Below are 26,000 nucleotides of genomic sequence, written 5' to 3'. Positions count from 1 at the left end.
GTCTATTTGAGAATTTCGGCAACGATGCTCCCTGCAAATTTCTCTGCATCGGCCCCGATGGCCTTGCGGGCATCTTCTGTCTGCTTTTCCAACTCCGCCTTCTCAGTCTCAAACGCAGAGGCCGTCTCGGCTTTTGCCTCAGCCAGTTTCTGCTCGCGGGCCGCTACGGCCTTTTTCTGTTCCTTAGCGATGTTTGAATAACCTTTTGATCGAGCGTCCTGCAGCTCTTTTGTATATTGCGACTCTTTCTCTTCAGCATCGGCAATGATCGCTCCGGCAGCTCCGGCGTGGCTGCCCTTGCTCTTCTCGCGGCTTTCGAGTATTCGGTTGATCGGCCGGTAGAGCGTGCGGTTCAATACCCAGATCATCACCAACAGGATCGCGATGTGTACAAAGATCGTCCCGTCGGGAAACAACTGGATCGAGGATTCGGCAAACGCCAGCAGATGCATATACATTTAAGGGCGAGAACAGACGAAAATACCGTCCGGTTCTCAAAAGATATGAGGATATCACGCGCCCATTTTTAGGGTCAAGGACGGGCCCTGTTCTGAGTTCGACCTTTAGCTTGCTCTTCCGACAGCGTAAAATACAAACTAAAGTTTGAACTCAGAACTGCTATGAAGATCGCCACGTGGAACGTCAATTCGATCAACGTCCGAATGCCGCAGCTTGTCGATTGGCTGGCTGCGGCACAGCCTGACGTCGTGTGCATGCAGGAAACAAAAACGATCGACGATGGCTTTCCGGTGTTGGAGCTAAAAGCGGCGGGCTACGACGCCGTATTTACCGGCGAGAAGGCCTACAACGGCGTCGCCATTCTGTCAAAACTGCCGATCAGCGACGTTCAGCTGAACTTCCCCGACGACGCGCCGGACGCGCCAAAGCGTCTGCTCTCGGCGACCGTAGGCGGCGTGCGGATCGTTAACACTTACGTGCCAAATGGCAGCGAGCTTGGCTCGGACAAGTTCAAATTCAAGCTCGATTGGCTGATGCGGCTGCGTGCATTCATCGACGCGACCTGTGACGCAGCCTCGGATGTGATCTGGTGCGGTGATTTTAATGTCGCCCCCGAAGCCGTCGATGTCTGGGACGCCTCGCGATACGAGGGCCACCTTCACTTCTCAAAGCCCGAACGTGCCGCGATCCATTACATCAAACAATTCGGGCTCACCGACCTCTATCGCGAAAAGAACGGCCAAGCGAAAGAATTCTCCTGGTGGGACTATCGAGCCGGAGCATGGCAGAAGAACCAGGGCCTTCGCATCGACCACATCTGGGCCTCGCCGTCACTAACCGCTCGCTGCACTTCGTGCATCATCGACCGATCGCCCCGCGAACTGACTCTGCCGAGCGATCATGCACCGGTGATCGCGGAATTCAAGAAATAAGGTAAGATTAGGCAGTCAGGAGAATGTGAAATGAGCAATCTGGAGATACTCGAAAAAGCTCTTACCCTTCCGGCAGCCGAGCGGTCGATCATCGTTGAGGGTCTGCTAAAAAGCCTCGATGCACCAGACGAGACGATTGACGAGATCTGGGCGGTGGAGGCCGAGAATCGACTAGCCGCTTATCGTGAGGGCGGGTTAAAGCGATCCCGATGGAAGAAGTCTTCGGTTCCCGCCAATGAAGGTCCTATTTTCTGAGATCGCCCGTGAAGAGCTCGAAGATGCAGCCAACTATCTCGAGCTGGAATTTAAGGGGCTCGGAGATGCCTTCAAGGGCGAAGTGAGACAAGCCGCCGAGCGGGTTCGTAAACACCCTCTCGCATGGTCCATTGAACGCGGTGACGTACGACGATACCTACTGCATCGCTCCCCATACAAGCTCCTATATTCAATCGAACCGGATCACATTTTCGTGATCGCGGCAGCCCACCAGCATCGACATCCCGATTACTGGATCGATCGGAAGACGTGGTGAAGATCGCCACCTGGAACATCAACGGCATATCGTCGCGGCTCGAGCATGTCTTGAAGTGGTCGCAGGTAGCGAGGCCCGACGTGCTTTGCCTGCAGGAGACGAAGATCGTTGATGTGCGGTTTCCGGCGGCGAGGTTTCACCTTGCAGGGTATGAGCATGTCGAGGTGTTTGGCGAGCGATCGTATAACGGCGTTGCGATACTGTCGCGGCTGCCGCTCACGAGTGTTCAAAAAGGCTTTCCGCGAGATGCGGCCGATGCACCGAGGCGGCTGATCGCGGCAACGGCGGGTGGCCTTCGCATCTACAACGTCTATGTGCCGCACGGCACGAAGCTCGGCAGCGAGAAGTTTGCGTTCAAACTCGCCTGGCTAGCACGGCTGCGAAAGCACTTTGATAAGCACTATTCAACGAGCGATCTGGTGATGCTCTGCGGCGACCTCAATGTCGCGCCGCACGAATCCGACGTCTGGGATCCGCGATTTTGGCAGCACAGGATGCACTTCACCAAGCAGGAACGTGAGGCGATACAAAACCTGAAAAAGTGGGGATTCGTCGATGTCTTTCGTCAGATGAACGACGAGCCGGGCGAATACACGTGGTGGGACAACTTTCGCGAATCGTCATTCATCAAGAACCGCGGGCTCCGCATCGACCACATCTGGGCCTCGCCCGCGCTGGCCGAACGCTGCGCCGATTGCTGGATCGACCGCACACCGCGCGGTTGGCCGAAGCCGTCAGATCATGCGCCCGTGATCGCCGAATTTAGCCTTTGACCCGCCGCGTCCAGTCGACGAGCGCGACAAGCATCTTGCGAATGTGTTCGCGTGTCTTCTCGTCCGTCAGGCGACCGTCAGCATCGAATTTGTCCGCTGCGTGTCCGATCATGACCTCTGGCTTGTTGAGCGGATGCATGTCCAGAAAGACCATCACCTGCCTGAGGTGATACTGCATCCGAGCAGTTGCTATACCCCCGATCGAGCATCCCATTATCGCCGCCGGTTTCCCATCCCACGCATTGTCAGTGTATGGCCGCGATGCCCAATCGATGGCGTTCTTAAGCACGCCCGGGATAGAATAATTGTATTCTGGCGACGCAAAGAGGATCGCGTCAGCCGCGCGTATCTTCGCCTTGAATTCAAGGACGTTCTTCGGCGGCGGGTTATCCTCGTCCTGATTAAAACCCGAAAAACCGTCGATAGAACAGATCTCGACCTCAGCATCGTCCGGGCAAAGCTCGATCGCCGCCTTCAACGCACCCGTGTTGTACGACGCGGCCCGCAGGCTGCCTGAAATTCCAAGTACTCTGACCTTTTCTGGCATATCTTTATTCAAGTCCTCCCGACCAGTCTTCTTCCGGCATTGTATCGCGTCAGGACGTCACTTGGAATTTGTCGAACATGCGCAGTGCATTGGACGTATTGGAGGTTGCCGATTGGCTCTCGCGGTTCGCGAGGCCGAGTTTGCGGAACAGGCTAGGGCCGTTTTGTTTGTGGCTCGGGGGTTACGGTGGAGGTAAAGATGCAAGGTTGTTTGATAGGACTTGTAGTTATTTTGATGGCGGCGTGTACCAACGTGGCGCAGAATGAACCGAACGATTGTGCGGGTGCGAAATGTCCTGCCATTCGAATTGGCGGTGACACGGAGGCGACACTGCCCAATGGCGATCCCAGCCCCTTTCGCGGATTCGCGGACGCGACTGTCAGGCGCGATCCTGATTCCGAAAAACTCTGGATGGCCTACTCGTGGCCTAATGTTCAAGTTGATGACAACAAGAAAGCCGGCCTGTTATCGCGAAAGCCCGCGACCTCGCCAAGAGTAGATATACATCTTGCATATAGTGACGACCAGGGAAAGAGCTGGCAATTGGCGAAGACCCTGTGGTCGCCGACCAGCACTCGCGGACCCGGCGGCGAGCACGGGCACATGAGCCATGAGGTAGCGAATTTGCTGCCCGTGCGGGAGGGCGAACGCGTGGCCTGGTACGGGGCTCGGTTAGACTACTTTCTGCCCGATGATGGCGGTTTCGCCAAACGGCCGCCGGAGAGCTTCCGCATCCTCGTTGGGAGAGCTTCATCACCGGGCGAACTTACCGATGCTCCCACGGTAGCACTCGGCAGTATGAAAACGGATGCGGCATGGGGAATGAACATCAACCTCGCAAAACTTTCGCCTGAGACGAGTCATTGCATGCTTTGGAACGAACCTGCCCTTTTCCACGACGGCTCAGAACTGTTTCTAGCCTTGAGCTGCATGGCCTTTCGCGGCAAGTCACCTGATATGGAAAAGAATGACCTTGTGGTGTTTGCTGCCCGCACCGATGGTGTGCCGACAAATTGGAAGTGGCGGTATGCCGGAAAACTTGCGGGAGCTCAAGACGCGAAGGAACTTGGCGGCGAACGGCTTACCCAGATCGACTTGGCCAAAGATAAGCAGGGACGGCTGATGGCAATAATGACCCCCGACACCTGGGACAAAAAGGCAAACGATTTCGTTCACCGAGGGTGTGTCGCGGTGGAAGTTGACACCTCGAACAAGGCGTTGAGGCTTGCTCGAAGTTCCGATGGCCTAAAGGTTAGGACACGGGTAAATGCCTCGGATGCAGGCCCATCAGGCACAGCCGCTTGCACGTACGATCCGTCTTCGGCAACCGGGATAATCCTGGGCAAACGCAACAAGATCAGCGTCGGCCTGGGCCACGCGAACGACCGAACAAAAGCGCAAATGTATGGTGAATTACACGCAACAGGCATTCATCCGTAGCCAGATGGCGCTCCTCCGGTATTAGTTGGACATCCAACAGGTTAGAGGATTAGAATGCAAGTAGGTCGCAAGTCATGGACGTCCGAAAGGCTATTCTCATCTTTGTCGGCACGCTATGTGTGGGTCTCGGCCTGTTGGGGATGTTTCTCCCGCTGCTGCCTACAACCGTTTTTCTGCTGATGGCGGCCTATTGCTATTCAAAGAGCTCCGAACGATTCTATATCTGGCTGTTAACGAATCGCTATTGCGGCACGTATATCTCAAATTATCGCTCAGGCCGGGGCATCTCGCTTCGGCAAAAGGTCAGCACGATCACGGTCCTGTGGGCATCGATCGGCCTCAGCATCTGGCTGATGAACGGCAAGCTTTGGGTGGCGTTGCTGCTTGCTGCAATTGCAGTTGGCGTGTCCGTACACATTCTCTGGCTCAAGACCTACAGCCCCGAAGCCGACGCCACTGAGATCCGGACGGCTGACGAGATCGCCAAAGGCTGGTAGCCCACCTAACCTGCTGAGTTCTGTTGGAACACCAGATGCTTAGATGCAGAGCATTATTTCATCCTGCGGCTTGCGCTCGATGGCCGGAACTTGCGCGTCCTCGGCGGGATAACCAACCGGGATTATGACAAAGGGCACCTCGTTTCGCGGACGACCTAGGATCTCCTGCAGAAATCTCATTGGACTTGGCGTGTGAGTGAGTGTGGCAAGTCCCATGTTATGCAGAGCGGCAAGCAGCAGCCCGACCGCGATGCCCACCGATTCCTGTGAATAATAGGTCGGCTCCGTCTCGCCGTTCTCCTCGACCGAGGTAATACGGAAAACGACTATCAGGTACGGCGCGATCTCAAGAAAAGGCTTGTGCTCGTCGGTACCCAGGACGGCAAGGCGCCGCAGCCATTTCTCGCTCATGCGGCCGTGATAGCTTTCATACTCTTCCTTTTCAGCGGCTTTGCGAATCTGCTTCTTGATTGCGGGGTCACCGACTACAACAAATTGCCAAGGCTGCATGTTTGCTCCCGATGGTGCCGTTCCGGCCGTTGCAATTGCCGTCTCGATGAGGTTGAAGGGGACATCGCGGGCCGAGTATTCGCGCACCGTCCGGCGCCGTTTTAGCAGCTCGAAGAATTCAGCCGCCCTCTCAGCCTGAGCCGATTCAGGAAGGTCGACAAAATTCAAGGGAATGAAGTTCGATTGTGGAAAGTTCATCCGTTAACGCAGTTCCCGAATTCTCTTTAGCAGTCTCGGCAGCATCTGCGCCGTCTTGAGGAGCGAACCGCTCGCGAAGCCGGTTGCAAACCCGCGGAACGTTTCGACGGCCGTTTTTGAGTACGGCATCCACCAGGCGTCGGGCGAGAGGGCGAGTTTGTTGATGTGAATGTGCTGCGGCTGGACGAGTTCCATCAGGCCGAGTTCGCCGTGCGTGCGGCCGCGGCCGGAGTTCTTAAATCCGCCCCAAGGCGTCTGGCCGATGCCATGAGTATAAAGAACCTCGTTGACACAAACCGACCCGGCCTCGATCTGTCTGGCGACACGTTCACCCCTTGCAAGGTTCTTCGTCCAAACGCTTGCGGTCAGGCCAAATTCGCTGTCATTCGCCAACCGAATAGCTTCCTCCTCAGTCTTGAATGTTGCTATCGGCAGCGTCGGGCCAAATGTCTCTTCCTGCATCGCCCGCATGTCGTTGGTTACTTCGGTAACGACCGTCGGCTTGTAGAAAAGCGTGTCGCTATTACGCTCCCCGCCTAGCTCTATCTTCGCTCCGTCCTTACGGAATTGTTCGACGTGGTCCTCGACAATCTTGATCTGGCGTTCGGACGACATTGCCGCAACCGAAACGTCCGGGTCGGAGCCGCTGCCGACCTTTAGCTGTTTCGTCAGCCCAACGATCTTGCGGGTTAACTCTTCGGCGACCGATTCGTGAACATACAGCCGCTCCACCGACGAACACGATTGGCCGGCGTTGCAGAATGCTCCCCACACGGCAGCCTGTGCGGCAAGGCCCAGGTCGGCGTCCTCGAATACAATCATCGGGTCCTTGCCGCCGAGTTCGAGCACGACCGAGATCATGTTCGGGGCCGCTGCCGCCAGTATCTTCTTACCCGTCGCGACCGAGCCGGTGAACATTACCTTGTCCGGTGCCGATTCGACCAGTGCGGCTCCGGTCTTGCCGTCGCCGGTGACGATCTGCACCGTGTCGGCAGGAAAACCTGCTTTCGCGAATATCTCACCGATCTTGAGCCCGATGAACGGTGTCAATTCGGACGGTTTGATAACGACCGTGTTCCCGGCCATCAAAGCCATAGCCGCCTCGCCGAGCGGGATCGAGAATGGATAATTCCACGCCGGAATGATGCCGACGACGCCGAGCGGGTGATAGACGATCTGCGACGAACGGCCGAGCATGCTGTAAAGCCCAATACCGATCTTTCTCGAACGCAGCATCCGCTCAGCTCCACGAGCGACCCACTGCATCAGATCGAGCACGGGCGCGATCTCCATCGACAGGGCTTCCGCGACCGGCTTGCCAGACTCGTCGGAGATCAGCTTCGCGATGTCGTCGATCTCAGCGAGAACAACGTCACGCGCTGCCATTACGAGACGCTTTCGCTCCTCGAACGAGGTTGCCTCCCAGCTTTGGTACGCCGTGCGCGAACGTTCAACGGCCGATCTAACCTCGTCAGCCGACGTTACGGAAACACGTCCGATCTCCTCGCCCGTCGCGGGATTGAAGGAGACGATCTCGTCAGATTGTATTGGCAATACAGCGCTCATGGGTTCAAGGGGAAATTCAACCAGCATATACAGGATACACAAGATAAGGAGCTAGACCATTTATCCTGTTCATCCTGTATATCCCGTTTCGATCTAACTCAAAGCCTTCTCAACAAAACCATATGCGGCATCGATGGCTTCCGAGATCTTATCCGGCTCAGTGCCACCACCTTCGGCCATGTCGGGCTTGCCGCCGCCGCGGCCTCCGACGATCGGGGCGATCTCGCGAATAATCTCGCCGGCTTTCACCTTGCCGGTCAGGTCGTCAGATACGCGGACGGTGATGCCTACCTTGCCTCCGTCGGTGCGTCCCAAGACGACGACGCCGGACTTTAGTCTCGCAAGCAGCGTGTCGGACAGTTGTCGTGTCCCATTGGCATCGAGTCCTTCAACAACCTTTCCGATAACCTTAACACCGTTGATGTCGCGGGCTTCGTTGCCTTCCGCGGATGGGCTGTTGCCGAGTGAGCCGGTGGCGATCTTTAGCTTGAGATCATCCATCTCGCGGCGGGTGCGTTTTAGTTCTTCCTGCAATTTCTGAATCGCATCAGGCAGATTGTCGCGTTGCGTTTTTAACGCTGCGAGCGAACGGTCGATCAAACCCTCGTCCTCGCGGAATCGCTCGAATGCGTCGAAGCCGGTGATAGCGCGAATTCGCCTGACGCCCGACGCGATGGCCTCGTCCGAAGTGATCTTGAACGAGCCTATATCGCCCGTCGCACGCACATGTGTGCCGCCGCAAAGCTCTTTTGAGAATTGCCCGTCACCGACCGACAGCACGCGAACCTCGCCACCGTATTTCTCGCCAAACATCGCGACCGCACCGGAACGCATCGCATCCTCGAGTGCCATCATATCCGTCGTAACCGGTTCATTCCGAAGAATATACCGGTTCACAAGATCCTCGACCTCGGCGATCTCGCCACCGGTCATCGGTTGGTAATGCGTAAAATCGAATCGGAGATACGACGGAGCAACGACCGAACCTGCCTGCTTTACGTGAGTGCCCAAAACCTCCTTCAATGCGGCATGCACAAGATGCGTCGCCGTGTGATTTCGTCGCGTCGCATCGCGTTTGTCGACATCGACCGCCGCCGCAACCGTGTCGCCGACCGTTAGCGAGCCCCTGTTTACGGTGACCTTGTGAATAATAAGCCCGGCGACGGGCGAATAGGTATCCGAAACGGTCGCCCCGGCCTCGCCCGCCGTCAGCCTGCCGGTATCCCCAACCTGACCGCCGCTCTCGGCATAGAACGGAGTGTTATCGAGAATGACACTGCCCTGTTGCCCTTCGGACAGAGACTCGATCTGCTTGTCACCGTCGAGCACGGCAACGACCTTCGCCGCGTCAAGATGCGTCGATTCGTAACCATGAAAGGTGTTCGAGCCGACCTTTTGCAACACCTCTGCATAAACAGGTGACACCTCAGACTTTCGCTCGGTCTTACCGATGCCCGACTGCTGCTGCAGTGCTTGAAGTGCGTTATCAAAACGCTCGTTAAAATCGTCCTCCTCAAGCGCCAGCCCTTTTTCTTCGAGATAAACCCGGATCAAATCGCGAGGCGTGCCGAATGTGTCATAAAGCTTGGCCGTAGACACAAAAAGATCGTCGTCAGCGGGCGTTGAGGATGTTATGTCGAGTTCGTTAAGTTTGCCGAGGCCGACGGTCACGGTGTTGCCAAAGCGGTCCTCTTCGAGGCGGACCATCTTGCCGATAAAATCTCGCTGCGTTTCGAGTTCGGGAAAAGCGCCGTGCATCTGATCGACCACGAGGTCGCAGACCTTGTAAAAGAAAGGCTCGTTCAGGCCAAGGTGCTCGCGGCCGTGATAGATCGCGCGGCGCATTATCTTGCGCAGCACATAGTTGCGGCCCTCGTTGCCCGGCAGGATGCCGTCCGCGATCGCAAACGCCGTCGCCCGGGCGTGGTCGGCGATCACGCGTGCAGCAAACTGCTGAGATTCGGTCATTTCGTCGTAAATGGCCATCAGCTAAATACTATAACAGAGCAGGGCAGGGCAGGGCAGAACCGCCTGCGTAAGCAGGTGGTTGTGCCTTGGTGTAGGGACCTCGCTACCCTAATCGCAAAGGGTTATCTATCTTGAGATCGAGTCGGACAGGCACGACGCGTTTGAACGAGAAACCAAACCGCTTGAACCTGCCGAATACAAACACGGTGCCGGTAACTCGCCAATCGGGATGAGAATCGGTGAGTTCTCGATAGGCCGTTCGAGCGGCGGCGCCGATGCCGATACGACCGCGGATCGGGGCCGGCAACGGAACAGCCCGGCCCTTTCTGAATTTGAAACCGTGGCGATATTCTCCTACATCGACCCTTATCCCGTTAACGCGAATATCTTGAAAAGTTAGAAATTCAACTCGCCCGCTGTGTTCTGGACTGGTAAACTCGACGCCCGCCTCGACCGCTACACTGAGCAGGCCGTCGATACTTATGACCGGTGTGGCCAGGCGAACAACCGGCGGCTGATCTGCAGCGCTCGCCACATAGACCTTGTAGCCGCGTATCTTGTCGGGAAATTCCTGTGACGAGGCAAGACCAGCCAGTACAAGAAGAAGAACAAGCCCACGGAAGAAAATGGCCACGAATGCGCGAATAATTTTACTGGTCGCCAACAGCGGCGTCGGCCTTAGATTCGTTGTCGGCCGCCTCGATGTCGTGACGGATGGCGTCGAGGATGCCGTTGATAAACTGCGTCGCTTCAAAATTGGAAAACCTGCGCGCCAGCTCCAACGCCTCATTGATCGCAACTGTATTCGGCGTGTCGGCGTAGAGAAACTCGTACACGGCTAGCCGGAGCACGTTGCGGTCGACAATAGCCATTCGCTCGATTCGCCAGTGCTCGGCACGAGTGCGGATGCGGTCATCGATCGTCGTGAGGTTGTCGAGGGTGCCGCAGACGAGCGAATCTGCGAATTCACGTGTCCGTTCGTCGATGGCCTCGTCGCCCAGCTCGGACCAATAGTTTTTCGAGAGCACCGAGCGATCGCCACGGACCATGTCAACCGAGAAAAGCATCTGGAGGGCACATTCGCGGGCCTTGTGCCGGTTACTGCCCGATTTCTCCTGCTTTTCAACCGACATGCGAAAAACCCCTTGCCTGCCTGCCGTCCTGCTCGTCCATCGAGCGAAATAAGTTCACCATCTCGACTGCTGAGACGGCGGCTTCATAACCCTTGTTATCAACCTTTTCACCGGTACGTTCGACTACTTGCTCGACGCTGTCTGCGGTGATAACGCCAAACATCACCGGAATTCCGGAATCCAAAGATGCCTGCAATATGCCCGCCGCTGCCTGTCCCGCGACATAGTCGAAATGCGGCGTGTCGCCCCGAATGACGACGCCAAGGGCAATGATCGCGTCAAATCGCCCGGTCCGTGCGGCCTTCAGACACGCCACCGGCAGTTCGAAAGCCCCGGGCACGTAAAACGTCTCGACCGCATCGGCCCCCACAAGTGCCTCGTTCGCACCGCTCTCGAGCCGCGATGTGAACTCGCGGTTCCAACGGCTCACGACCAACGCAAACCGAAACCCTTCGGCTGACACGCTCTCACGCTCAAGTTCAGTTTTCAAAACAACATCACCATCCAACTCAAGTATAGAGAAGCGCGGCAAATGTTGACAAGCAAATTGCTTCTCTGCGTATCACCTGACTAGGTCAGTCGTCGGGACGTTCTTCGCCGCTTTCAAATATCGGTGGCGGAGGTGGGGTCTGAGCTGATTCGTCAGCAGGGAGTCGGTCGAGGAATTTGAAAATCAGCCAGAGTGCAATGACGCTTGCGGCTATCGCCACGATCGTGATGACCCACTCAAGGTCGTCATAGAGCGTTTCACTCCAGCCCCAAAGCTCAGTCCCGATGCCGATCGTCAGGCCGATCACCACGGCGACCAGAAACTGCACGCCGATAAACGTGCCTCCGCAGATCGCGCCCCAGAGAACACCGTTCCGGCCAGTATCGCGGGCCTTTTTATAACCGAACCAAACTGCGAGGATGGCGAGAAGCATATTTAGTCAATAGGTTCGAATTTGGGCTTTCTGCTGCTGACCTTCAGGTATGTTCCATCGGATGTGACGTTATGCCCAAAACCGCAGTCGGCGTCCGTGCCATCCTGCGTCACCTTGATAGTTCCCGGCCTCACGAATTTGATCGTGATATCGCATTGCTGGAGCCCTTCGGGATATATGTTAGCGACATCGCCGATTATCGTTCCCGTCGTATCGAGGCCGCCCATATTTACCGATATCTCTCCGTTTCTGAGCGTGTACGGATAGATCAGGTCAAACGCGACGCGCAGTTTGTTGTTGCCCAGCGCGAGTATCTTGAGTTCGTTCGACATTTTGCGGAATTTTCCGCGAAAGTTCATCCGGTAGGTCCCATTGACTTCAGCGGCCGACACACTCTTTCTCGATGTTTGAGCAGACGCCGAGACAGATATGAACATCAAACACATCAGGGCAAGGCTGACACAGATCGCTCTTTTACGCATAAGACTTCTTTTCGTAAGACACATTATTTGTTATATTTGCCTAACTCTTCCGTAAATTCAAACCAGAGGAAATCGAATCGATGAGCGCAAACGCAGAAACGATCAACGGCGGTGTTCCACATATGCAGGAACGACACCCTAAGGGATTGGCAGTCCTCTTTGCCACCGAGATGTGGGAACGATTCTCGTTCTACTCGATGCTGGCGTTGTTCACGCTTTACCTACGCGACCCGAATGAGGGCTTTGGCTGGACCGCGGCTGAAGCGACGTGGCTGTATTCGACATACTTGATGTTCGTTTACCTGAGCCCGCTCGTCGGCGGATTTATCGCGGACAGATTTACGGGCTATCGCAAGGCGGTGATGATCGGCGGGTTCTTCTTCATGGCCGGTCACGCGACGCTCTCCATTCCGGCGATCTGGGCGGTGTATCTCGCGCTCACCTTCCTCGTCATCGGTAACGGGTTCTTCAAACCGAACGTGTCGACGATGGTCGGCAACCTCTATCCCGAGGGCAGTCACCTCAAGGATCGCGCTTACAACATCTTTTACATGGGCATCAACGTCGGCGCCGCGCTAGCGCCGATCGTGATGGAGATCGTCAAACACTATTTCGGCTTCCACGCCGCGTTCGCCGTTGCCGCGTTCGGAATGGTTATCTCCGTGTTTGTGTTGTGGAAGTGGAAGAGTCTGGTCATGAGCGCAGATAAAAAGGCTCTTCGCGTGGGTGAGCATGTTATTCAAGCTGTCGAGCATGTCGATGATCAGCCAGCAGACGCAACGGCCACCGCCACCGACGCGCCTCCGCACGGCGTGAGTCATCAGGATTCAGGAACTGTTCACCTGGATGCCAAGACCGGCACGATAACCGCAGTTCCAGAGTGGAAACGCATTGTCGCACTTTGTGTCGTATTCGCGATCGTGATCGTCTTCTGGATGGTGTTTCATCAAAACGGCTCGACGCTCACGTATTTTGCCGACGACAACACGGCGTGGAACGTTACGGGAACGATCTCAAACTCGATCAACGCGATCTGGATTTTGATCCTTACATTCCCGCTCGTCGCATTCTGGGGCTTTCTCGACCGTCGCGGCAAAGAGCCTTCGACCCCGACAAAGATGGCAATCGGCATGACGCTCACCGGCCTCTCGTTCCTCGTGCTCTGGTATGGCGCGACGATCGGCGAGAACATGACAAAGACCGCCGACATGCTCTCGAAGGGTGAGTTTCGTATCAACGAGCGAGTTCTCACTAACCTCAGCAATGCCGGTGTAGCAAAAGAAGTTCTCGACAAGATCCAGAATGCGAAGGCAGATGACGGCAAGCACTCGATATTCGGCGTTAAGTTCGCCACTAAGCTCGACGAGACGACGAAAGCCACGACGTCCGGCGAACAGCAACTGATTGCCGCTGTCAATGCTGCCTCACCGGGTGCCGGTGACGCTAACAAGTCGGCGATCTTGCAGAACGCCTACCTCTTTCGCGTCTCGCCCTTCTGGCTGATATTCGCCTACATGGTCGTGACTCTCGGCGAGCTCATGCTGTCGCCCATGGGCCTTTCGCTCGTGTCAAAGGTAGCACCGATCAGCAAACGTGGCCTGCTGATGGGCGGCTGGTTCGTCGCAACTGCGATCGGCAACAAGCTGACGCAGATCGGCGTCTTTTGGGACATCTGGCTCCAGTCGAGCTTCTTCCTCGTCCTCGCCTGCATGGCTCTATTCATGGCGGTGGTGTTGTTCCTGATACTCAAGCCGCTTAAGAAGGCCATGCCAGGGGTTTAGGCCGCAGTCAGAACCGCCTGCGTAAGCGGGCGGCCAGTTCCGGGAATAGAACCGAGCCGCCCGCGCATGCGAGCGGCTCTTCTTCTTGATTGCATGGCCAAATGGAATGACACCGACGAACCGATCGCCTATCTCATCACTTTTCGAACTTACGGAACGTGGCTTGCCGGTGACGAACGCGGTTCCATAGACAAATATCACAACGATTTCGGCGGACCGCGAGCAGTTGTGAGCGATAAACGCAACCAGATGCATCAGGCGAGATTGAAGTCGCCACCGTTCATTCTCAATGCGGCGAGCCGCCAACTAGTCGAGGCAACCATCCGTGAGGTTTGCCGTTATCGCGAATGGGCCCTGCATGCGCTCGCCGTGCGAACTAATCACGCGCATGTCGTTACTTCCGGACGACGATCCGAACGGATGCTGAATGATTTTAAGGCGTATTCAACGAAAGCGCTTCGTTCGGCCGGTGAGTGGGGTATGACCATAGTCCTTGGGTTGACAAGGGGAGCAGACGTTACCTATGGATCGAGGAGCACGTCGTCGCCGCGGTCAATTACGTTGTGCATGGTCAGGGCGGGCCGTTGCCGGAGTTTGACTAATCTCCTTGCCTTGGCCGTCGCGAGAGCAACTGGCCGCCCGCTTACGCAGGCGGTTCTGACTTGCCCGCCTCCCTATAGGCCTGCATTGCCTCTGCCGCACCAGTGTGCATTATCTCGGGTTTGTGATATTTCCAATACGTCTCGAACTCTTCCTGAGACATCGATCCGTTTTCTAACCTGGTCTTTTCCTTTAGATACTGTTCCGCCCAAGCTCGTGCTTCGGGGATAGTGTTCAACGCCGCGCGGGCGCCGTGCATCATATTGTCGCGTTCCATAATGTAGTTGCTCCTCGTATGCTAGATTATTGGATTGAGGCCGCGATTAACAAATTTCGTCTATGAGAAGAACCTTCTTTAGTGCGCTCCTGATCGTTGCGGTGTCGGCGAATGCCGTATTTGCTCAAAAGGGAAAGCCGAAACCGGTAAAGCCCGCGGTCAACGCCACGCAGCAGCTTGCGGCCGAGGTGCCGATCGTGACAAAGACGCTCGCGAACGGCCTCGAGGTCATAGTGCTGCCCGATCCGAGCCTCCCGCTGATCACGGTCGAATTGGACGTTCGCAACGGCTCATTCACCGAGCCGCCCGAGTTCAACGGACTCTCACATCTTTTCGAGCATATGTTCTTTCGCACGAACGAGGCCGTAATTTTGGCCCAGTGCGAACGCGGTATGGCCGGCCCACGGTGCGGCGATATCGCATCGATGCAGCGAAAGATCGGCAACACCGATTATCTCAACCGCTTTTACGAACTCGGCATTGCGTATAACGGCTCTACGCGCGAGGAGGTGGTCAATTATTTTGTCCGCACGACGAGCACGTATCTCGAAGAGGCGTTTCGCTACATCAATGATTCCGCGCGGTTTCCGGTCTTTGACGAGGCCGAGTTCGAACGCGAAAAGCTCGTCGTCCTCGGCGAGATCGACCGGAACGAGGCAAACCCATTCTTCGACCTAAACAGCGCATTTCAGGACAAACTTTTTTACAAATATCCCTCGCGAAAGCGCCCGGGCGGCACGCGCGAAACCGTAGCATCGGCAACGACGGCCAAGATGAGGCTCATCCAGTCGCGCTATTACGTGCCTAATAATTCTGCGCTGATCGTGACGGGCGATGCTAAGCCGGACCAGGTCTTTGCGATGGCGGAAAAGGTCTTTGGCTCGTGGGAACGCCGCGCGGTCGATCCCTTCAAGGAGTTCCCGCTCGTCGAGCATCCACCGCTGCCGCGGAGCGAGGGGCTGATCATCGACCAACGAACTGATGCCGAGAGCGGCGATGATGTGATCCTGATCATGCTCGGCTGGCACGGACCATCGATCGGCAAGGACAATGCAGCGACGTATGCTGCGGACGTTTTCTCATACATTTTAGGGCAACCTGATTCGCGGTTTCAGCGGGATCTCGTCGACTCGGGACTAGTCTTGGGCGTGGGCGTCAATTATTACACACAGCGGAATGTTGGCCCCATCAGTGTCGTCATTCAAACGACGCCGGACAAGGCGAAGGCCGCGTTGAAGGCCGTCTATTCCGAGATCGCGCAGTTCTCATCGCCAACGTATTACTCGAATGCTGAGCTCGACGCTTCAAAGACGATCCTCGCATCGAGCGACCTCTTTGACCGCGAAAAGCTTAGTGAATACGCACACACGCTGGGTTTCTGGTGGTCTACGACGGGCGTCGATTATTTCCGCGGCTATCAAAAGAACCTCAACGCCGTTACCCGCGCCGACATCGACCGTTACGTGCGAAATTACATTCTCGACAAGCCGCACGTTGGCATCGCCATGGTGCCGCCCGCGGTCAAGACCCAGGCAAACCTGACCGAGCAAGACCTGATCGGCACAGCCAAATAAATTCAAAAAATGAACGTACTCACGACGATAAAAATACGCCGGGCCGTTATTGTTCTATTCCTGTTCGCAGGGATCAGTTTCGGGCAAACGTCCGACTATGCCGCGAAACAGTCTGCCCTTGTTACCGCGTTTGAGGTCAATGGGCTAAAGGTCATCGTCAAGCGTCGCGCGGCAGCGCCGACCGTTGCTGCCGGGCTCTTTATCCGAGGAGGTTCGACCACCATCGACGAAAAAACTGCCGGCATCGACAACCTGATGCTCAATTCCGCGATCGAGGCCGGACGGCAATTCCCGCGGCAGATGGTCCGCCGTGAGATCGCCCGGACAGGTAGTTCTATCTCGGCCGGTGTCACGAGGGATTTCAGCGTAGTCGCCTTGGCATCGACGAGGCAGAGTTTTGATCGTGTCTGGGCGATCTTTACTGATGTGATGCTCACGCCGGCATTCGGCCCGGACGACGTCGAACGCAACCGACAGCTTATCCTTACGTCGCTCAAAAACTCCGAACTTGATCCTGATGCCGCTCTTCAGAATCTCACCGAGCGAACACTCTATGCCGGGCATCCCTACGCAAACGACCCTTCGGGGACGGTCGCCAATGTCTCCTCATTCTCGATCGACGATCTCAAGCGTCGCCATCGCGAGCTGATGCAAACCTCGCGGCTGCTGTTGGTGGTCGTCGGCGACCTGGATGCTGTAAAGGTCCGCTCGCTCGTTACGGCGTCATTCGGCAAGCTGCCCAAGGGCGACTATCGCCCCGCCAAGCTGCCGTCGCTCGATTTCTCAAAACCGACACTCGATACCGTCAGGCGGAGCATTCCGACGAATTATATCCAGGGCATCTTTTCGGCGCCGCCGCTGTCATCGACCGATATGTTTGCGATGACCGTAGCTACCGAGATCCTAAAGAGCCGCGTTTTTGAAGAGGTTCGCAATCGCCGCTCGCTGTCATACGCGCCCGACGCATTTCTGCGCGAGCAGGGCGTCAACATCGGCGGCATCTACGTCACCGCAGTCGATGCTAATCAGGCCATCCGTGTGATGCTCGGCGAGATCGCACGCCTAAAGGCCGAGCCGATATCCGAGACCGAACTCGAGGGCATCGCCGGTTTCTATCTGACGAGCCATTACCTTGAGCAGGAGACCAATGCCGCCCAGGCGGCAACGCTTGCCCGCTACGAGCTCATCGGCGGCGGCTGGCGCAGATCATTCGACCTTCTCGAAGGCGTCCGCAACGTCACAGCCGAGGACGTCACGGCCGTTGCCAATAAATATATCGGCAACATTCGCTTCGCCTTTGTAGGTGATCCGTCCGCTGCCGACAGATCAATTTTTCTGCAAAAATAGGTTCCTACGATCAGCCGTCCTGCGCAGCCTTTCGGTTGATCACTGACGGCTGCTTCACCGGCGGGCTTTTCGGCGGCGGTGAATGCTTTACCGGTGGCGGATCATCTCGCACGGTCGGCATGCTCCGCGGTGGCTGCTTGACGGGCGGCGGATTGCTGCGAATTATCGGCTGCCTAACCGGCGGAGAATATGTCGGCTGCCTTACCGGTTCATCGGCCTGCACGTTGGGCTGACGGATCGGATATTGTTTGATAGGCGCCTGTTTGACCGGCGGCGCGAAGACCGGCGCGTTCTTCACGGGCGGATCGCCGGCGGTGCTCTGCTTAACACTTGGCTGTCGAATGATCGCACCGGTCTGGCGTGGCGGCTGTGGGCCCGCTAAGATCGGCTTCGTCCCGCCCGTGCCGCTCATGCCGCCGCCGTCGATAGTTGGCTGTCGGCCGTTGAACATCTTGGTTGTTCGCAGCTCATTGTCCATCGGCACGTCAGCCTTTCTCGGCCCGGCTCCCGTCTTGATCAGGGTCGGCATCGAAGTGATCAGTTTTGGTGATTTGACCGCGATCGTCGGCGATGCTTTCACAGGCGAGTACGCCGGAAGCGCCGGCGGCTGGACGTCGTCGGGCGATCTGTCGATGAATGTGTTTGCCACCGAGAGCGGTGCCCTCTTGATGCCCTTTGTTCCGCCCAAGTCATCCATCGACATAGCGACGACGCTGCTCGGCGGTATGTGCACCGACTTTGGCGGGATCTGCTTGATGCCGCCTGTTGCCTGAACAGGATGTATCTGTTTGATGCCGCCGGTCGTGTAATTCGGCGGATTGTTGTGCGGCACGTTGTTATGGCCGCCACCGCAGCGTCGGCGCCAGCCGCAATTGTAGTTGTAGTACGTGTAGTAATAGGGCAGCGGATACCAGCACACGTTGTTGTTAAAGACATTGATCACAACCAATGCGGGATACCACCAGCTTCGCGCCGGCCGGTAATAGCCATAAGGCGACCAGTACCAGAAGCCGTTATCAAAGAACCAGCGGCCGTGATGATACGTTGCCCATCCCCATGATTCATCGTTGATCCACGTCCAGCCATACGGCGGTATCCAGCGCCAGTGGCCGTAGCGATACGGCGACCAATCGGACCATCTGTTGAGCGAGGATTGATGCGGCCGCCACACATAGCCGTAATTGCTCGCATAGACCCAGTCGCCATAGCCGTCAAGGTCCTCGGCTCCGTAGATATCGCTGTCGTAATACTTGTCGTAATAAGCGTCGTCGAGGCGTTTTGCCAAAACGCGATCTCGCTCGTCCGCCCACGAATCGAAACCGTCAAATGATCGGGACGCATCCGCCATTTCCCACTCGCCGGCATTGACGCCGCCCGTATAGATACGCGCGCTGCGGCCGCTTTTTACCAGAAAACCGGCGTTATCCGAATACACGCGGGCCATGCCGCCATTAGTCGCCGTAACGCGGACCTCGGCATCATCGAGCTTGCCGGAATCAATGCGATAGGTCCCTTCATCCTGAACGGCGATCGTGGTCTTTGGAGCGTCGATTTCAAAGAAAGATCGCTCCTTGTCGAACGACGTGATCCTTACGCTCAGCGTGCCGAGCGGCAAACTGAGAGCGATCCCCTCATCCTTAAGGCCTACCACCTTCAGATACGACTCGTCCGCCAGCCGCAGATACTTGAACCGGTCAAACTGTATCTCGAGCCGCGACCCGGCATCGGTGACGATCTCATCGCCCTCGACAACAGGCAGATTGAGCACTACCGTCTCCCATTCTTCCGTCCCCGAATGCCGCACCTTTGCCGAGCCTTCGAGCAAACTGATCCGGGCCACGCGGGCCGTTACATCAGGTGCCTGATCATCGTCCACGACGACATTGCCGTCCGCGGGCAAATTGATCGTCTGCGCCGCAGTCGCGCCAAAAGCCGAGATCGCGATAGCCGAAACAAAGGCAACCACGACAGAAAACTTGAATATGCCAAAGGAAAAACGCATTGAACCTCCGTTTGGGCCTCGTTCGCCTTTTTTCATGAGCATCGGAGAACGTACGATCCCTACCATTTGTCGATATTTACAGCAAATTGCGTTCCCTAACTGCCGAGATTACCCGTCTTCGGAAAATAGGGCTCAACAGTTCGCTCTTCGGCCGTCCGCGCTTACTAAATAGTGCATCTAATACCTATTACCGATACGAAATAGTGCAATTTTGACCGTCAATTTGCTAGATTTAAGCCATAGAACAGGAGCATTAAATATGAGACCGATTTCCTTCATCGCAGCCATCATTCTCGCCTTTACATTCAACATTTCGGCGCAAAAGGCCGCGGCCGGCAGGCCTGATCCCGCGCGCGGTGTTCGTGATGCTTTTGACCAGCTGGTTGACGGTATCAAGCGTGTGGACGCAGAACAGGTAATGTCTGTTTATCAAAAGAGTGAGCGGCTGCTGATCTACAACAACAACGGCACGGCAACAAACGGCTGGGACAATGTGAATTCAAACGTCACCTCGGCCTACGCGCACATCTCGAATGTAACGCTCGACATCACGGGCTTGCGCGTCGAGATGCTCGGTAAGACCGCCGCCGTGCTCACGTGCAAATGGAAACAAACCCAGGATAACGACGGCACCAGCGAGAGTGCATCCGGCCGAATGACGCTCATCTTCAAGCTTGTCGGCAAGGAGTGGAAGATCACGCATCGCCACACGTCGCCTGACAAACCCGACGCCACGCGGCCGGTCTTCCCGTCCGAACGCCAACCGTAAGAACACTTGCCAAAGAAATACACGAAAGACGCGAGAAAGAAGATATCCTTTTCGCGTCTTTCGTGTGATTCGTGGGCTAAATACTCTTAGACACTCGCCCCGGGATAACCGCCACCCAGACGCTCGACATTGCCTTCGGCAAGTGAGTTGACCAATTCGTAGTGAAAATAGTCAAATTTTGCTGCAACCGGCGGTTGGACGCGCTTGTCATACATCTCGCGCGAGCGGTCGATCGCCTCGCGGAGTCGATCGTAGAGGTCGTGGGCCTGGCGGCCTTCAAGCACCTTCTTCTCGTTGTAGAGCTTGATCTCAGACACCAGAAGGCGGGCAAAACGGCGAGCATCATTGTGGATCCGGCGCTCGGATTCGGGCACATCGATCGGAAGATCGACCGGACGGTCGCTTAACCTCGAGCCCGCGGCCGGCGGCGCACCAATAACGGCGACCGGTTCGATCGCGGTCTCGTATGCTGTCTGCACCGCAACCGGAGCTGCCTGGACCTCAGCAACCGGAGCCTCGAAAGGTGACGCTGCCGGAACAGCCGGTTCGATCGAGCCGCCCGATTCAAATACCATTGAGCCAGCCGTCGAAGCTGCTGCCGGTTCCGGCTCAGGCTGATGCTCGGGAACAGTGTTGAACGGAGGCGGGTCAAATGCCTCGACCGTCGCCGCCGGAGTCCCAGCGTCCTCGAACGGTATCGATTCACTCGCAAAGGAGAAATCAGCAGACGGCTGTCGTTCAGGCTCCGTCTCGATCGAGACCGTCGGCATGTCGCTGATCGTTTCAGCAAAGTGCGGCTCAACCGCGGGAATGGATTCGGCTACCGGAGCAAACGCCGGTTCGGTCGCCGGCGAGGCCTCAAATGTTGTAGGCAAAGCCTCGTTCTCGGTCATCGAATGTCCCGCGGCCCTGAGTTCGACCGTCAACCCGGCGACGCGAACCAATGTTTCGAGGGCCTCACGGTTTGTTCCACCACCGTCCGCATACAAGACCGCGACGGCTCGTCCGCGAACCACCAGCGGAACGGCAAGCATTCCGTCAGGATGGCCGAAGTTCAATGGATCCAAAAAAACACCGTCGCCGGAACGTCCGCCTGTCGCGGTCTGTGAGGTGTTGACCGCGTCGCCGAGTAGAGTGTCAGCAGATGCTGGAAAATGGACCTCGCGAACGGCATCTTCAGTCGTAGCGTCAGCCCCAAAGACCTTCCACCCGACAAGATGATCGTTCTTTATAATGAAAAAAGCTCCGCGAGCGGCAAATTGTTCCGACTGATTGACCAGTGACCTTAGGATCGCCGACTGAGAATCTTGTGAGCTGATATCGTTGACCGCATTGAGGATCGCGTCATACCGAGCCGGTTCCGCCGCCGCAGCCGTGTTACCGGCCAACTGTTCCGCCTCGACCATAGCGTCCGCAGCGATACGTGCCCCTTCGTCGCGTGCCAGCCGAAGGTGCTCGGAAACTGACGATGCGAAAGCCGCGTCAAGCCCAGCCGACGCTTCAAAACGCTCGGCAAACCCTCTAAAAGTCTCATCAAACTGCCCCTGCAGCCTCGACTGGAATTCGGACGCCTCCTGCCGCATTCCGGCAAGAGCTGTCTTCATATAATTCTCGAATTCAGCCTTGAGACTTTGTTCGAGTTCTTCGGTATTCACAAATGTTCTCCTCCGTCGGATAAAGATGCCGAATTGTTTTCAGGGTAGTCGGACTGGGCAGAAATAACCAGCAGGAATTGACCGCGGTCGGCACAAACCGCCGTCATTGTGAATTATCCCTAATGCAACGTGGGAAAGTCAAGAATTTCTTGGATTCGGTCGATCTACTCCGCGATGACCGTCAGTTCTGGGTCGATCTCTTCGCGGATCATGTTCTCGATCGCCATCAGAGTGCCCGTCAGCGAGCTGGGGCAGCTGCCGCAGGCGCCTTCGTAGCGGATACGAAGCGTGTCACCGGCCAACTCAACGATCTCAAGCCATCCGCCGTCGCCGGCGAGGTATGGGCGAATACGCTCATCCAGCAGGGCTTCGATCTCGCGGAGTTTGGGATCGTCGCTCGCGGCGGCGGCGATAGCTCCGCCGATAGAGGACGCGGCGCCGCGGCCATTGCCGTTTGACGGCTTGACCGCTTCCGCCGCACGGATCGGCACGGCTATCTCAGGCAGAATCTCGTCCCACTCAGCCTCGTCGGTCTTCTCGACCGTGATCATCTTGTCCATATAAAAGACAGAGACCACATCGCCAACGTCAAAGAGCGACTTCGCCAGCTTATCTGCCGCACCATCCTCGGCCGTCTTAAAGGAATGTGATGTTCCCCACGACACCGGCTCTCTCAGAATGAACTTGACGGCGTTCGGGTTCGGCGTTTCCTGTATGTCGGCGATCTTTGGCATATCCAAAAAAATGCAACGCGAATCATTACATTTTTTTCAACATTTATCTTACCGAAGTCCGTAGCGAATAACAAGAAACAGCCGCGGCGTTCAAAGACGCGACCGTTGCCACGAAGAGAAAAGGGAGCGCATCACGACCCGAAAGCCGAATGCTCGATCGTGAACCGAGGTGAGCGGCGCTATTCGGTGATATGAATGTCTTCGGACTTGTTGACACGGCCCGAAAGGAACATTACGCCGAATACGACCGTCAGCAGACCGAAGATAACGCCGCCGATGATGTAGATCGTGCTCGCATCCGGCGTCGTCTGAAACTTGTAGAAACAAAAGCCCGCGGCGATCAATGAAACCACCGCTACCAAGCCGTTTATCATACTCTAACCTCCAATCATCCGCGGGACCGCCTCGGATAATGTCATGCAAGTCCGAGTCCCGTCTCGGCCCTATTCTTGCTCCGGAAGAACGATATCAAAAATGCTGCTGCAAATATACGCCTAATAGTAAACCTACTCAGTGCAAGAAAGCAAGCGATTCCCGATCTACACAAGCCTAGCTCTTAGGATGCGCGGGATGCCCTGAAGGTCGGGCAAAAATTCGACGTCTCTCCAGATCTCGCCGGACAACAGGCCGCGAACCGGCTCCGATTGGTCAAAGCCGATCTCCATCAGCAGATGGCCGCCGGGAATGAGCAGCGGCGGGCACGTGCTGATCACCTGAATAATCGTGTCGAGCCCTTCCTCGCCGCCCGACAACGCAATAAGCGGCTCAAAATCGCGAACCTCAGCCTGCAAGCCTGCGATGTGATCGTCAGGGACGTATGGCGGATTTGATACCACGAGGTCAAACGTGCCCTCGACTCCGTCCAGCGTGTCTGCCTCACGAAGTTCGAGTCGTCCGGCAACACCGTGTCTCCGGGCATTCTCTGATGCGACATCGAGCGCAGCGGCCGATATCTCTGTGACGATCGCCGTCGCCTCCGGCACACTATGTAAGATCGAGACCGCAATACATCCCGACCCCGTACCAACCTCGCAAAATCGCGGATGTTCGCCCGTCGCCAGCAATCGCACCGCTTCCTCAACGAGGATTTCCGTCTCCGGCCGGGGTATCAGCACGCCAGGCCTTACCAGAAACTCCAGCCGCCAAAATTCCTGCCGGCCCGTAATGTATTGCATCGGCTCGCGCACTGCCCGACGCCCGACCGCTTGGCGAAACGCCTCAGCTTCATCGTCCGCGAGAGCTTGTTCCGGATGAGCGAACAGATGCGCCTTATCACAACCAAGCACGAAAGCAAGGAGCGAGGCAGCCTCACGCCGCCCTTCGGCTACGCCCGCGGCGTCTAACACCTTGCCCGCCTCAGCGATCGCCTCGCATATGTTCATATGATGTTCCCGCCCTGTTTAGCATTAGCATAAGCGCATTTTCGCGGCCGCGCAGACAAGAGCGGTGTATTTTTGCGATAATCGCAAGGTCATCATCTAGCGGTCTCGCGATATGAACGGGCTTGCCACAAACCCGATATTTGCCGGTGCAATTGCCGCGCTGCTGTCGGCGGCGTTGACCTTCAGCGTGCGCTCATTTGCGCGCCGATACGGTTACGTTGCGAGGCCAAAGAGCGATCGCTGGCATAAACGGCCGACGGCGATGCTCGGCGGCATCGGTATTTTTGGCGCAACTACGACAGTCTATTTGGCATTAGTAACGCCGACGAGCGAATCGCTGGCGGTCGTCGGCGGGAGCACCTTTCTCTTTCTGGTCGGTCTCCTCGACGACGTGATCAATATACGGCCCTACCAGAAGCTCATCGGCCAGCTAATCGGCGCCGGCATCCTTATTCTGGCGGGCCTCAAACTGCCGCTTACCGGCTACGAGATCGTCGATATTTGGCTGACGGTCTTTTGGGTCGTCGGCATCACCAATGCGATCAATCTGCTCGACAACATGGATGGCCTTGCGACCGGAATTGCGATTATAGCAGCATTCTCGCTGGCCCTTAGTTTCGCCGCAAATGGCCTCACCGGCGAATTATTGCTCGTCAGCTCGTTGATCGGTGCATTGCTCGGTTTCCTCGTCTTTAACTTCAACCCCGCATCGGTCTTTATGGGTGATTGCGGGTCTATGTTTATCGGATTCTTGCTGTCCGGGTCGGTTCTGCTCAATCAGGTTGGCGGCCGTTCACGAGGGATCGTGGCCATTCTTGCCGTGCCGGTGCTGGTGCTGTTCGTGCCGATATTTGATACGACATTTGTCACGGTCCTCAGAAAGCTCTGGGGCCGCAAGGCATCGCAGGGCGGCCGCGACCACACCTCGCATCGCCTGGTCGCCTTGGGCCTGAGCGAGCGCAACGCCGTGCTGATGCTCTACGCATTCGCTATCGCGTCGGGTGCTCTGGCCGTGTTCGTGGGCCGGATCGAGGCAGTCAAGAGCTTTGCACTCATCGGATTTTTCATCGTGGTGCTGGTCATTCTCGGTGTATACCTCTCTCGCGTCAAGGTTTATGAGGGCGATGATGAACAACGGGCGGCGGCCGATAACGCGGTCTTTTCGTTCCTCGTAAATGTATCGCACAAACGCCGTATATTCGAGGTATTTCTCGACGCCTTTCTGATCACGCTGGCGTATTACACATCATTCGCGATGCTGCGGATGTTCGAGTTCTCAACCAATTGGCCGCTCTTTCTAAAAACGCTTCCGCTTGTGATACTCGTCAAGTTGGCCGCGCTCCTGATCGTTGGCGTATATCGCGGCCTGTGGCGATACACGAGCATCGGCGACCTGATCACGATAACAAAAGGCGTCATGCTGGGCTCGGTGCTCAGCATCTTTGCGGTGCTGCTGGTTTATAGATTTGACGGTTTCTCGCGAACGGTCTTTTTTCTCGACGGCGTCCTGCTGCTGTTGGCGATCGTCGGCAGCCGGCTTGCATTTCGCGTGATCAGGCAAATGCTGCCCGCACCGCTGGCTGACGGCGGCCGGAAGGTACTGATCTATGGAGCGGGCGATGGTGGTGAGATGCTACTTCGCGAGCTGAACAACAATCCTGAATGGAACGCTCTTGCGGTCGGCTTTATCGACGACGACCCACAAAAGATCGACAAGATGCTCCATGGCCTGCGCGTATTTGACGGCAATGGGCCGCTAGCCGAACTGTGCGGCGAGAAGGACATCGAGGAAGTATTCGTCTCGATCCGCAATATGCCGCCCGACCGGCTAAAGCGGCTCCGTGAAGAGTTTCGTGGCACAGGCATCACGCTGCGGCGGGCCGCCATCAGGATCGAATCGCTTGAGGTACTCTAAACCG

Annotated in this window: 26 protein-coding genes and 1 pseudogene; 11 read left to right on the top strand and 16 right to left on the bottom strand. The window is 56.5% G+C overall.

Going from position 1 to position 26,000, the window contains the following annotated elements; all coding sequences use genetic code 11:
- Positions 1-2: 2 nt before the first annotated feature.
- A complete protein-coding gene (locus tag IPM59_04435; GenBank protein MBK9214835.1) occupies positions 3-458 on the bottom strand; it encodes a hypothetical protein in 456 nt (151 codons plus the stop codon).
- A gap of 162 nt (positions 459-620) precedes the next feature.
- Here IPM59_04435 and xth (IPM59_04430) point away from each other — a divergent pair, with 162 nt between their 5' ends.
- The 4 genes and pseudogenes from xth (IPM59_04430) (at position 621) to xth (IPM59_04415) (ending at position 2,696) form a co-directional block, all read left to right on the top strand.
- Entirely contained in the window at positions 621-1,391 is a 771-nt protein-coding gene (xth, locus tag IPM59_04430; GenBank protein ID MBK9214834.1) for an exodeoxyribonuclease III, read from the top strand.
- Between the two features lie 30 nt (positions 1,392-1,421).
- Positions 1,422-1,630, top strand: a pseudogene (locus IPM59_04425) (addiction module protein).
- Positions 1,627-1,923 (top strand): type II toxin-antitoxin system RelE/ParE family toxin, encoded by a 297-nt coding sequence (locus IPM59_04420; GenBank protein MBK9214833.1) that lies wholly within the window; start codon positions 1,627-1,629, stop codon positions 1,921-1,923. Before IPM59_04425 ends, IPM59_04420 begins: the two are co-directional and overlap by 4 nt.
- The gene (xth, locus tag IPM59_04415) at positions 1,917-2,696 is read left to right on the top strand and encodes an exodeoxyribonuclease III (protein MBK9214832.1); all 780 of its coding nucleotides are present in this window, start codon (positions 1,917-1,919) and stop codon (positions 2,694-2,696) included. Before IPM59_04420 ends, xth (IPM59_04415) begins: the two co-directional genes overlap by 7 nt.
- Here xth (IPM59_04415) and IPM59_04410 read toward each other — a convergent pair.
- Complete coding sequence (locus IPM59_04410) at positions 2,686-3,243, bottom strand: NAD(P)H-dependent oxidoreductase (GenBank protein ID MBK9214831.1); 558 nt, start codon at positions 3,241-3,243, stop codon at positions 2,686-2,688. The genes xth (IPM59_04415) and IPM59_04410 overlap by 11 nt on opposite strands.
- 252 nt (positions 3,244-3,495) lie before the next feature.
- Between IPM59_04410 and IPM59_04405 the strand changes: the two genes are divergently transcribed.
- Entirely contained in the window at positions 3,496-4,683 is a 1,188-nt protein-coding gene (locus IPM59_04405) for an exo-alpha-sialidase (GenBank protein ID MBK9214830.1), read from the top strand.
- Between the two features lie 74 nt (positions 4,684-4,757).
- Positions 4,758-5,180 carry a YbaN family protein gene (locus tag IPM59_04400; GenBank protein MBK9214829.1) on the top strand — a complete coding sequence of 141 codons (423 nt, stop codon included), beginning with the start codon at positions 4,758-4,760 and terminating at the stop codon, positions 5,178-5,180.
- 39 nt (positions 5,181-5,219) lie between these two features.
- On the opposite strand, the gene IPM59_04395 is transcribed toward IPM59_04400, so the two are convergent.
- The 8 genes from IPM59_04395 to IPM59_04360 form a co-directional block, all read right to left on the bottom strand.
- The gene (locus tag IPM59_04395; protein MBK9214828.1) at positions 5,220-5,888 is read right to left on the bottom strand and encodes a nitroreductase family protein; all 669 of its coding nucleotides are present in this window, start codon (positions 5,886-5,888) and stop codon (positions 5,220-5,222) included.
- 3 nt (positions 5,889-5,891) lie between these two features.
- Entirely contained in the window at positions 5,892-7,454 is a 1,563-nt protein-coding gene (locus IPM59_04390) for an aldehyde dehydrogenase family protein (protein MBK9214827.1), read from the bottom strand.
- Positions 7,455-7,547: 93 nt separating this feature from the next.
- On the bottom strand, positions 7,548-9,440 hold the full coding sequence (gene alaS / locus IPM59_04385; protein ID MBK9214826.1) for an alanine--tRNA ligase: 1,893 nt from the start codon (positions 9,438-9,440) through the stop codon (positions 7,548-7,550).
- Between the two features lie 85 nt (positions 9,441-9,525).
- Positions 9,526-10,056: a hypothetical protein gene (locus IPM59_04380; GenBank protein ID MBK9214825.1), complete on the bottom strand. Its 531-nt coding sequence runs from the start codon at positions 10,054-10,056 to the stop codon at positions 9,526-9,528.
- A gap of 16 nt (positions 10,057-10,072) precedes the next feature.
- A complete protein-coding gene (gene nusB, locus IPM59_04375; GenBank protein MBK9214824.1) occupies positions 10,073-10,555 on the bottom strand; it encodes a transcription antitermination factor NusB in 483 nt (160 codons plus the stop codon).
- The gene (locus IPM59_04370) at positions 10,545-11,045 is read right to left on the bottom strand and encodes a 6,7-dimethyl-8-ribityllumazine synthase (GenBank protein ID MBK9214823.1); all 501 of its coding nucleotides are present in this window, start codon (positions 11,043-11,045) and stop codon (positions 10,545-10,547) included. The genes nusB and IPM59_04370 overlap by 11 nt, the downstream gene beginning before the upstream one ends.
- A gap of 85 nt (positions 11,046-11,130) precedes the next feature.
- The gene (locus IPM59_04365) at positions 11,131-11,478 is read right to left on the bottom strand and encodes a hypothetical protein (GenBank protein ID MBK9214822.1); all 348 of its coding nucleotides are present in this window, start codon (positions 11,476-11,478) and stop codon (positions 11,131-11,133) included.
- A gap of 2 nt (positions 11,479-11,480) precedes the next feature.
- A complete protein-coding gene (locus IPM59_04360; protein MBK9214821.1) occupies positions 11,481-11,960 on the bottom strand; it encodes a hypothetical protein in 480 nt (159 codons plus the stop codon).
- Between the two features lie 80 nt (positions 11,961-12,040).
- On the opposite strand from IPM59_04360, the gene IPM59_04355 reads away from it, so the two are divergent.
- The gene (locus tag IPM59_04355) at positions 12,041-13,741 is read left to right on the top strand and encodes a peptide MFS transporter (protein ID MBK9214820.1); all 1,701 of its coding nucleotides are present in this window, start codon (positions 12,041-12,043) and stop codon (positions 13,739-13,741) included.
- A 643-nt stretch (positions 13,742-14,384) separates the two neighbouring features.
- On the opposite strand, the gene IPM59_04350 is transcribed toward IPM59_04355, so the two are convergent.
- Positions 14,385-14,618 carry a hypothetical protein gene (locus tag IPM59_04350; protein ID MBK9214819.1) on the bottom strand — a complete coding sequence of 78 codons (234 nt, stop codon included), beginning with the start codon at positions 14,616-14,618 and terminating at the stop codon, positions 14,385-14,387.
- A gap of 62 nt (positions 14,619-14,680) precedes the next feature.
- Between IPM59_04350 and IPM59_04345 the strand changes: the two genes are divergently transcribed.
- Positions 14,681-16,192: an insulinase family protein gene (locus IPM59_04345; protein ID MBK9214818.1), complete on the top strand. Its 1,512-nt coding sequence runs from the start codon at positions 14,681-14,683 to the stop codon at positions 16,190-16,192.
- Positions 16,193-16,201: 9 nt separating this feature from the next.
- Positions 16,202-17,539: an insulinase family protein gene (locus tag IPM59_04340; protein ID MBK9214817.1), complete on the top strand. Its 1,338-nt coding sequence runs from the start codon at positions 16,202-16,204 to the stop codon at positions 17,537-17,539.
- A gap of 10 nt (positions 17,540-17,549) precedes the next feature.
- Here IPM59_04340 and IPM59_04335 read toward each other — a convergent pair whose 3' ends face one another.
- Positions 17,550-19,541: a FecR domain-containing protein gene (locus IPM59_04335; protein ID MBK9214816.1), complete on the bottom strand. Its 1,992-nt coding sequence runs from the start codon at positions 19,539-19,541 to the stop codon at positions 17,550-17,552.
- Between the two features lie 259 nt (positions 19,542-19,800).
- Here IPM59_04335 and IPM59_04330 point away from each other — a divergent pair, with 259 nt between their 5' ends.
- On the top strand, positions 19,801-20,310 hold the full coding sequence (locus IPM59_04330; GenBank protein ID MBK9214815.1) for a nuclear transport factor 2 family protein: 510 nt from the start codon (positions 19,801-19,803) through the stop codon (positions 20,308-20,310).
- Positions 20,311-20,396: 86 nt separating this feature from the next.
- Here the strand turns inward: IPM59_04330 and IPM59_04325 are convergent, their stop codons facing one another.
- The 4 genes from IPM59_04325 to prmC form a co-directional block, all read right to left on the bottom strand.
- On the bottom strand, positions 20,397-21,965 hold the full coding sequence (locus IPM59_04325; protein MBK9214814.1) for a hypothetical protein: 1,569 nt from the start codon (positions 21,963-21,965) through the stop codon (positions 20,397-20,399).
- A 164-nt stretch (positions 21,966-22,129) separates the two neighbouring features.
- Positions 22,130-22,699, bottom strand: coding sequence for a NifU family protein (locus IPM59_04320; protein MBK9214813.1), 570 nt, complete (start codon positions 22,697-22,699; stop codon positions 22,130-22,132).
- 179 nt (positions 22,700-22,878) lie between these two features.
- Positions 22,879-23,073 (bottom strand): hypothetical protein, encoded by a 195-nt coding sequence (locus IPM59_04315; GenBank protein ID MBK9214812.1) that lies wholly within the window; start codon positions 23,071-23,073, stop codon positions 22,879-22,881.
- Between the two features lie 165 nt (positions 23,074-23,238).
- On the bottom strand, positions 23,239-24,081 hold the full coding sequence (gene prmC, locus IPM59_04310; protein MBK9214811.1) for a peptide chain release factor N(5)-glutamine methyltransferase: 843 nt from the start codon (positions 24,079-24,081) through the stop codon (positions 23,239-23,241).
- A gap of 112 nt (positions 24,082-24,193) precedes the next feature.
- Between prmC and IPM59_04305 the strand changes: the two genes are divergently transcribed.
- Positions 24,194-25,996, top strand: a complete 1,803-nt coding sequence (locus IPM59_04305; protein ID MBK9214810.1) for a hypothetical protein — start codon at positions 24,194-24,196, stop codon at positions 25,994-25,996.
- Positions 25,997-26,000: the final 4 nt, after the last annotated feature.

This window comes from Chloracidobacterium sp., assembly GCA_016715795.1.
In the GTDB taxonomy this organism is placed as follows: domain Bacteria; phylum Acidobacteriota; class Blastocatellia; order Pyrinomonadales; family Pyrinomonadaceae; genus OLB17.
The sequence above is the reverse complement of the archived record's forward strand: the minus strand, read 5'-3'. Positions and strand labels throughout refer to the sequence as shown.

Coding starts and splice junctions, on each gene's coding strand:
- IPM59_04400 (MBK9214829.1), top strand. CDS start 4,758: ATGGACGTCCGAAAGGCTATTCTCATCTTTGTCGGCACGCTATGTGTG.
- IPM59_04330 (MBK9214815.1), top strand. CDS start 19,801: ATGAGACCGATTTCCTTCATCGCAGCCATCATTCTCGCCTTTACATTC.
- IPM59_04345 (MBK9214818.1), top strand. CDS start 14,681: ATGAGAAGAACCTTCTTTAGTGCGCTCCTGATCGTTGCGGTGTCGGCG.
- prmC (MBK9214811.1), bottom strand. CDS start 24,081: ATGAACATATGCGAGGCGATCGCTGAGGCGGGCAAGGTGTTAGACGCC.
- nusB (MBK9214824.1), bottom strand. CDS start 10,555: ATGTCGGTTGAAAAGCAGGAGAAATCGGGCAGTAACCGGCACAAGGCC.
- IPM59_04350 (MBK9214819.1), bottom strand. CDS start 14,618: ATGGAACGCGACAATATGATGCACGGCGCCCGCGCGGCGTTGAACACT.
- IPM59_04355 (MBK9214820.1), top strand. CDS start 12,041: ATGAGCGCAAACGCAGAAACGATCAACGGCGGTGTTCCACATATGCAG.
- IPM59_04305 (MBK9214810.1), top strand. CDS start 24,194: ATGAACGGGCTTGCCACAAACCCGATATTTGCCGGTGCAATTGCCGCG.
- IPM59_04365 (MBK9214822.1), bottom strand. CDS start 11,478: ATGCTTCTCGCCATCCTCGCAGTTTGGTTCGGTTATAAAAAGGCCCGC.
- IPM59_04315 (MBK9214812.1), bottom strand. CDS start 23,073: ATGATAAACGGCTTGGTAGCGGTGGTTTCATTGATCGCCGCGGGCTTT.
- alaS (MBK9214826.1), bottom strand. CDS start 9,440: ATGGCCATTTACGACGAAATGACCGAATCTCAGCAGTTTGCTGCACGC.
- IPM59_04410 (MBK9214831.1), bottom strand. CDS start 3,243: ATGCCAGAAAAGGTCAGAGTACTTGGAATTTCAGGCAGCCTGCGGGCC.
- IPM59_04340 (MBK9214817.1), top strand. CDS start 16,202: ATGAACGTACTCACGACGATAAAAATACGCCGGGCCGTTATTGTTCTA.
- IPM59_04360 (MBK9214821.1), bottom strand. CDS start 11,960: ATGCGTAAAAGAGCGATCTGTGTCAGCCTTGCCCTGATGTGTTTGATG.
- IPM59_04435 (MBK9214835.1), bottom strand. CDS start 458: ATGTATATGCATCTGCTGGCGTTTGCCGAATCCTCGATCCAGTTGTTT.
- IPM59_04395 (MBK9214828.1), bottom strand. CDS start 5,888: ATGAACTTTCCACAATCGAACTTCATTCCCTTGAATTTTGTCGACCTT.
- IPM59_04420 (MBK9214833.1), top strand. CDS start 1,627: ATGAAGGTCCTATTTTCTGAGATCGCCCGTGAAGAGCTCGAAGATGCA.
- IPM59_04390 (MBK9214827.1), bottom strand. CDS start 7,454: ATGAGCGCTGTATTGCCAATACAATCTGACGAGATCGTCTCCTTCAAT.
- IPM59_04320 (MBK9214813.1), bottom strand. CDS start 22,699: ATGCCAAAGATCGCCGACATACAGGAAACGCCGAACCCGAACGCCGTC.
- IPM59_04335 (MBK9214816.1), bottom strand. CDS start 19,541: ATGCGTTTTTCCTTTGGCATATTCAAGTTTTCTGTCGTGGTTGCCTTT.
- xth (MBK9214834.1), top strand. CDS start 621: ATGAAGATCGCCACGTGGAACGTCAATTCGATCAACGTCCGAATGCCG.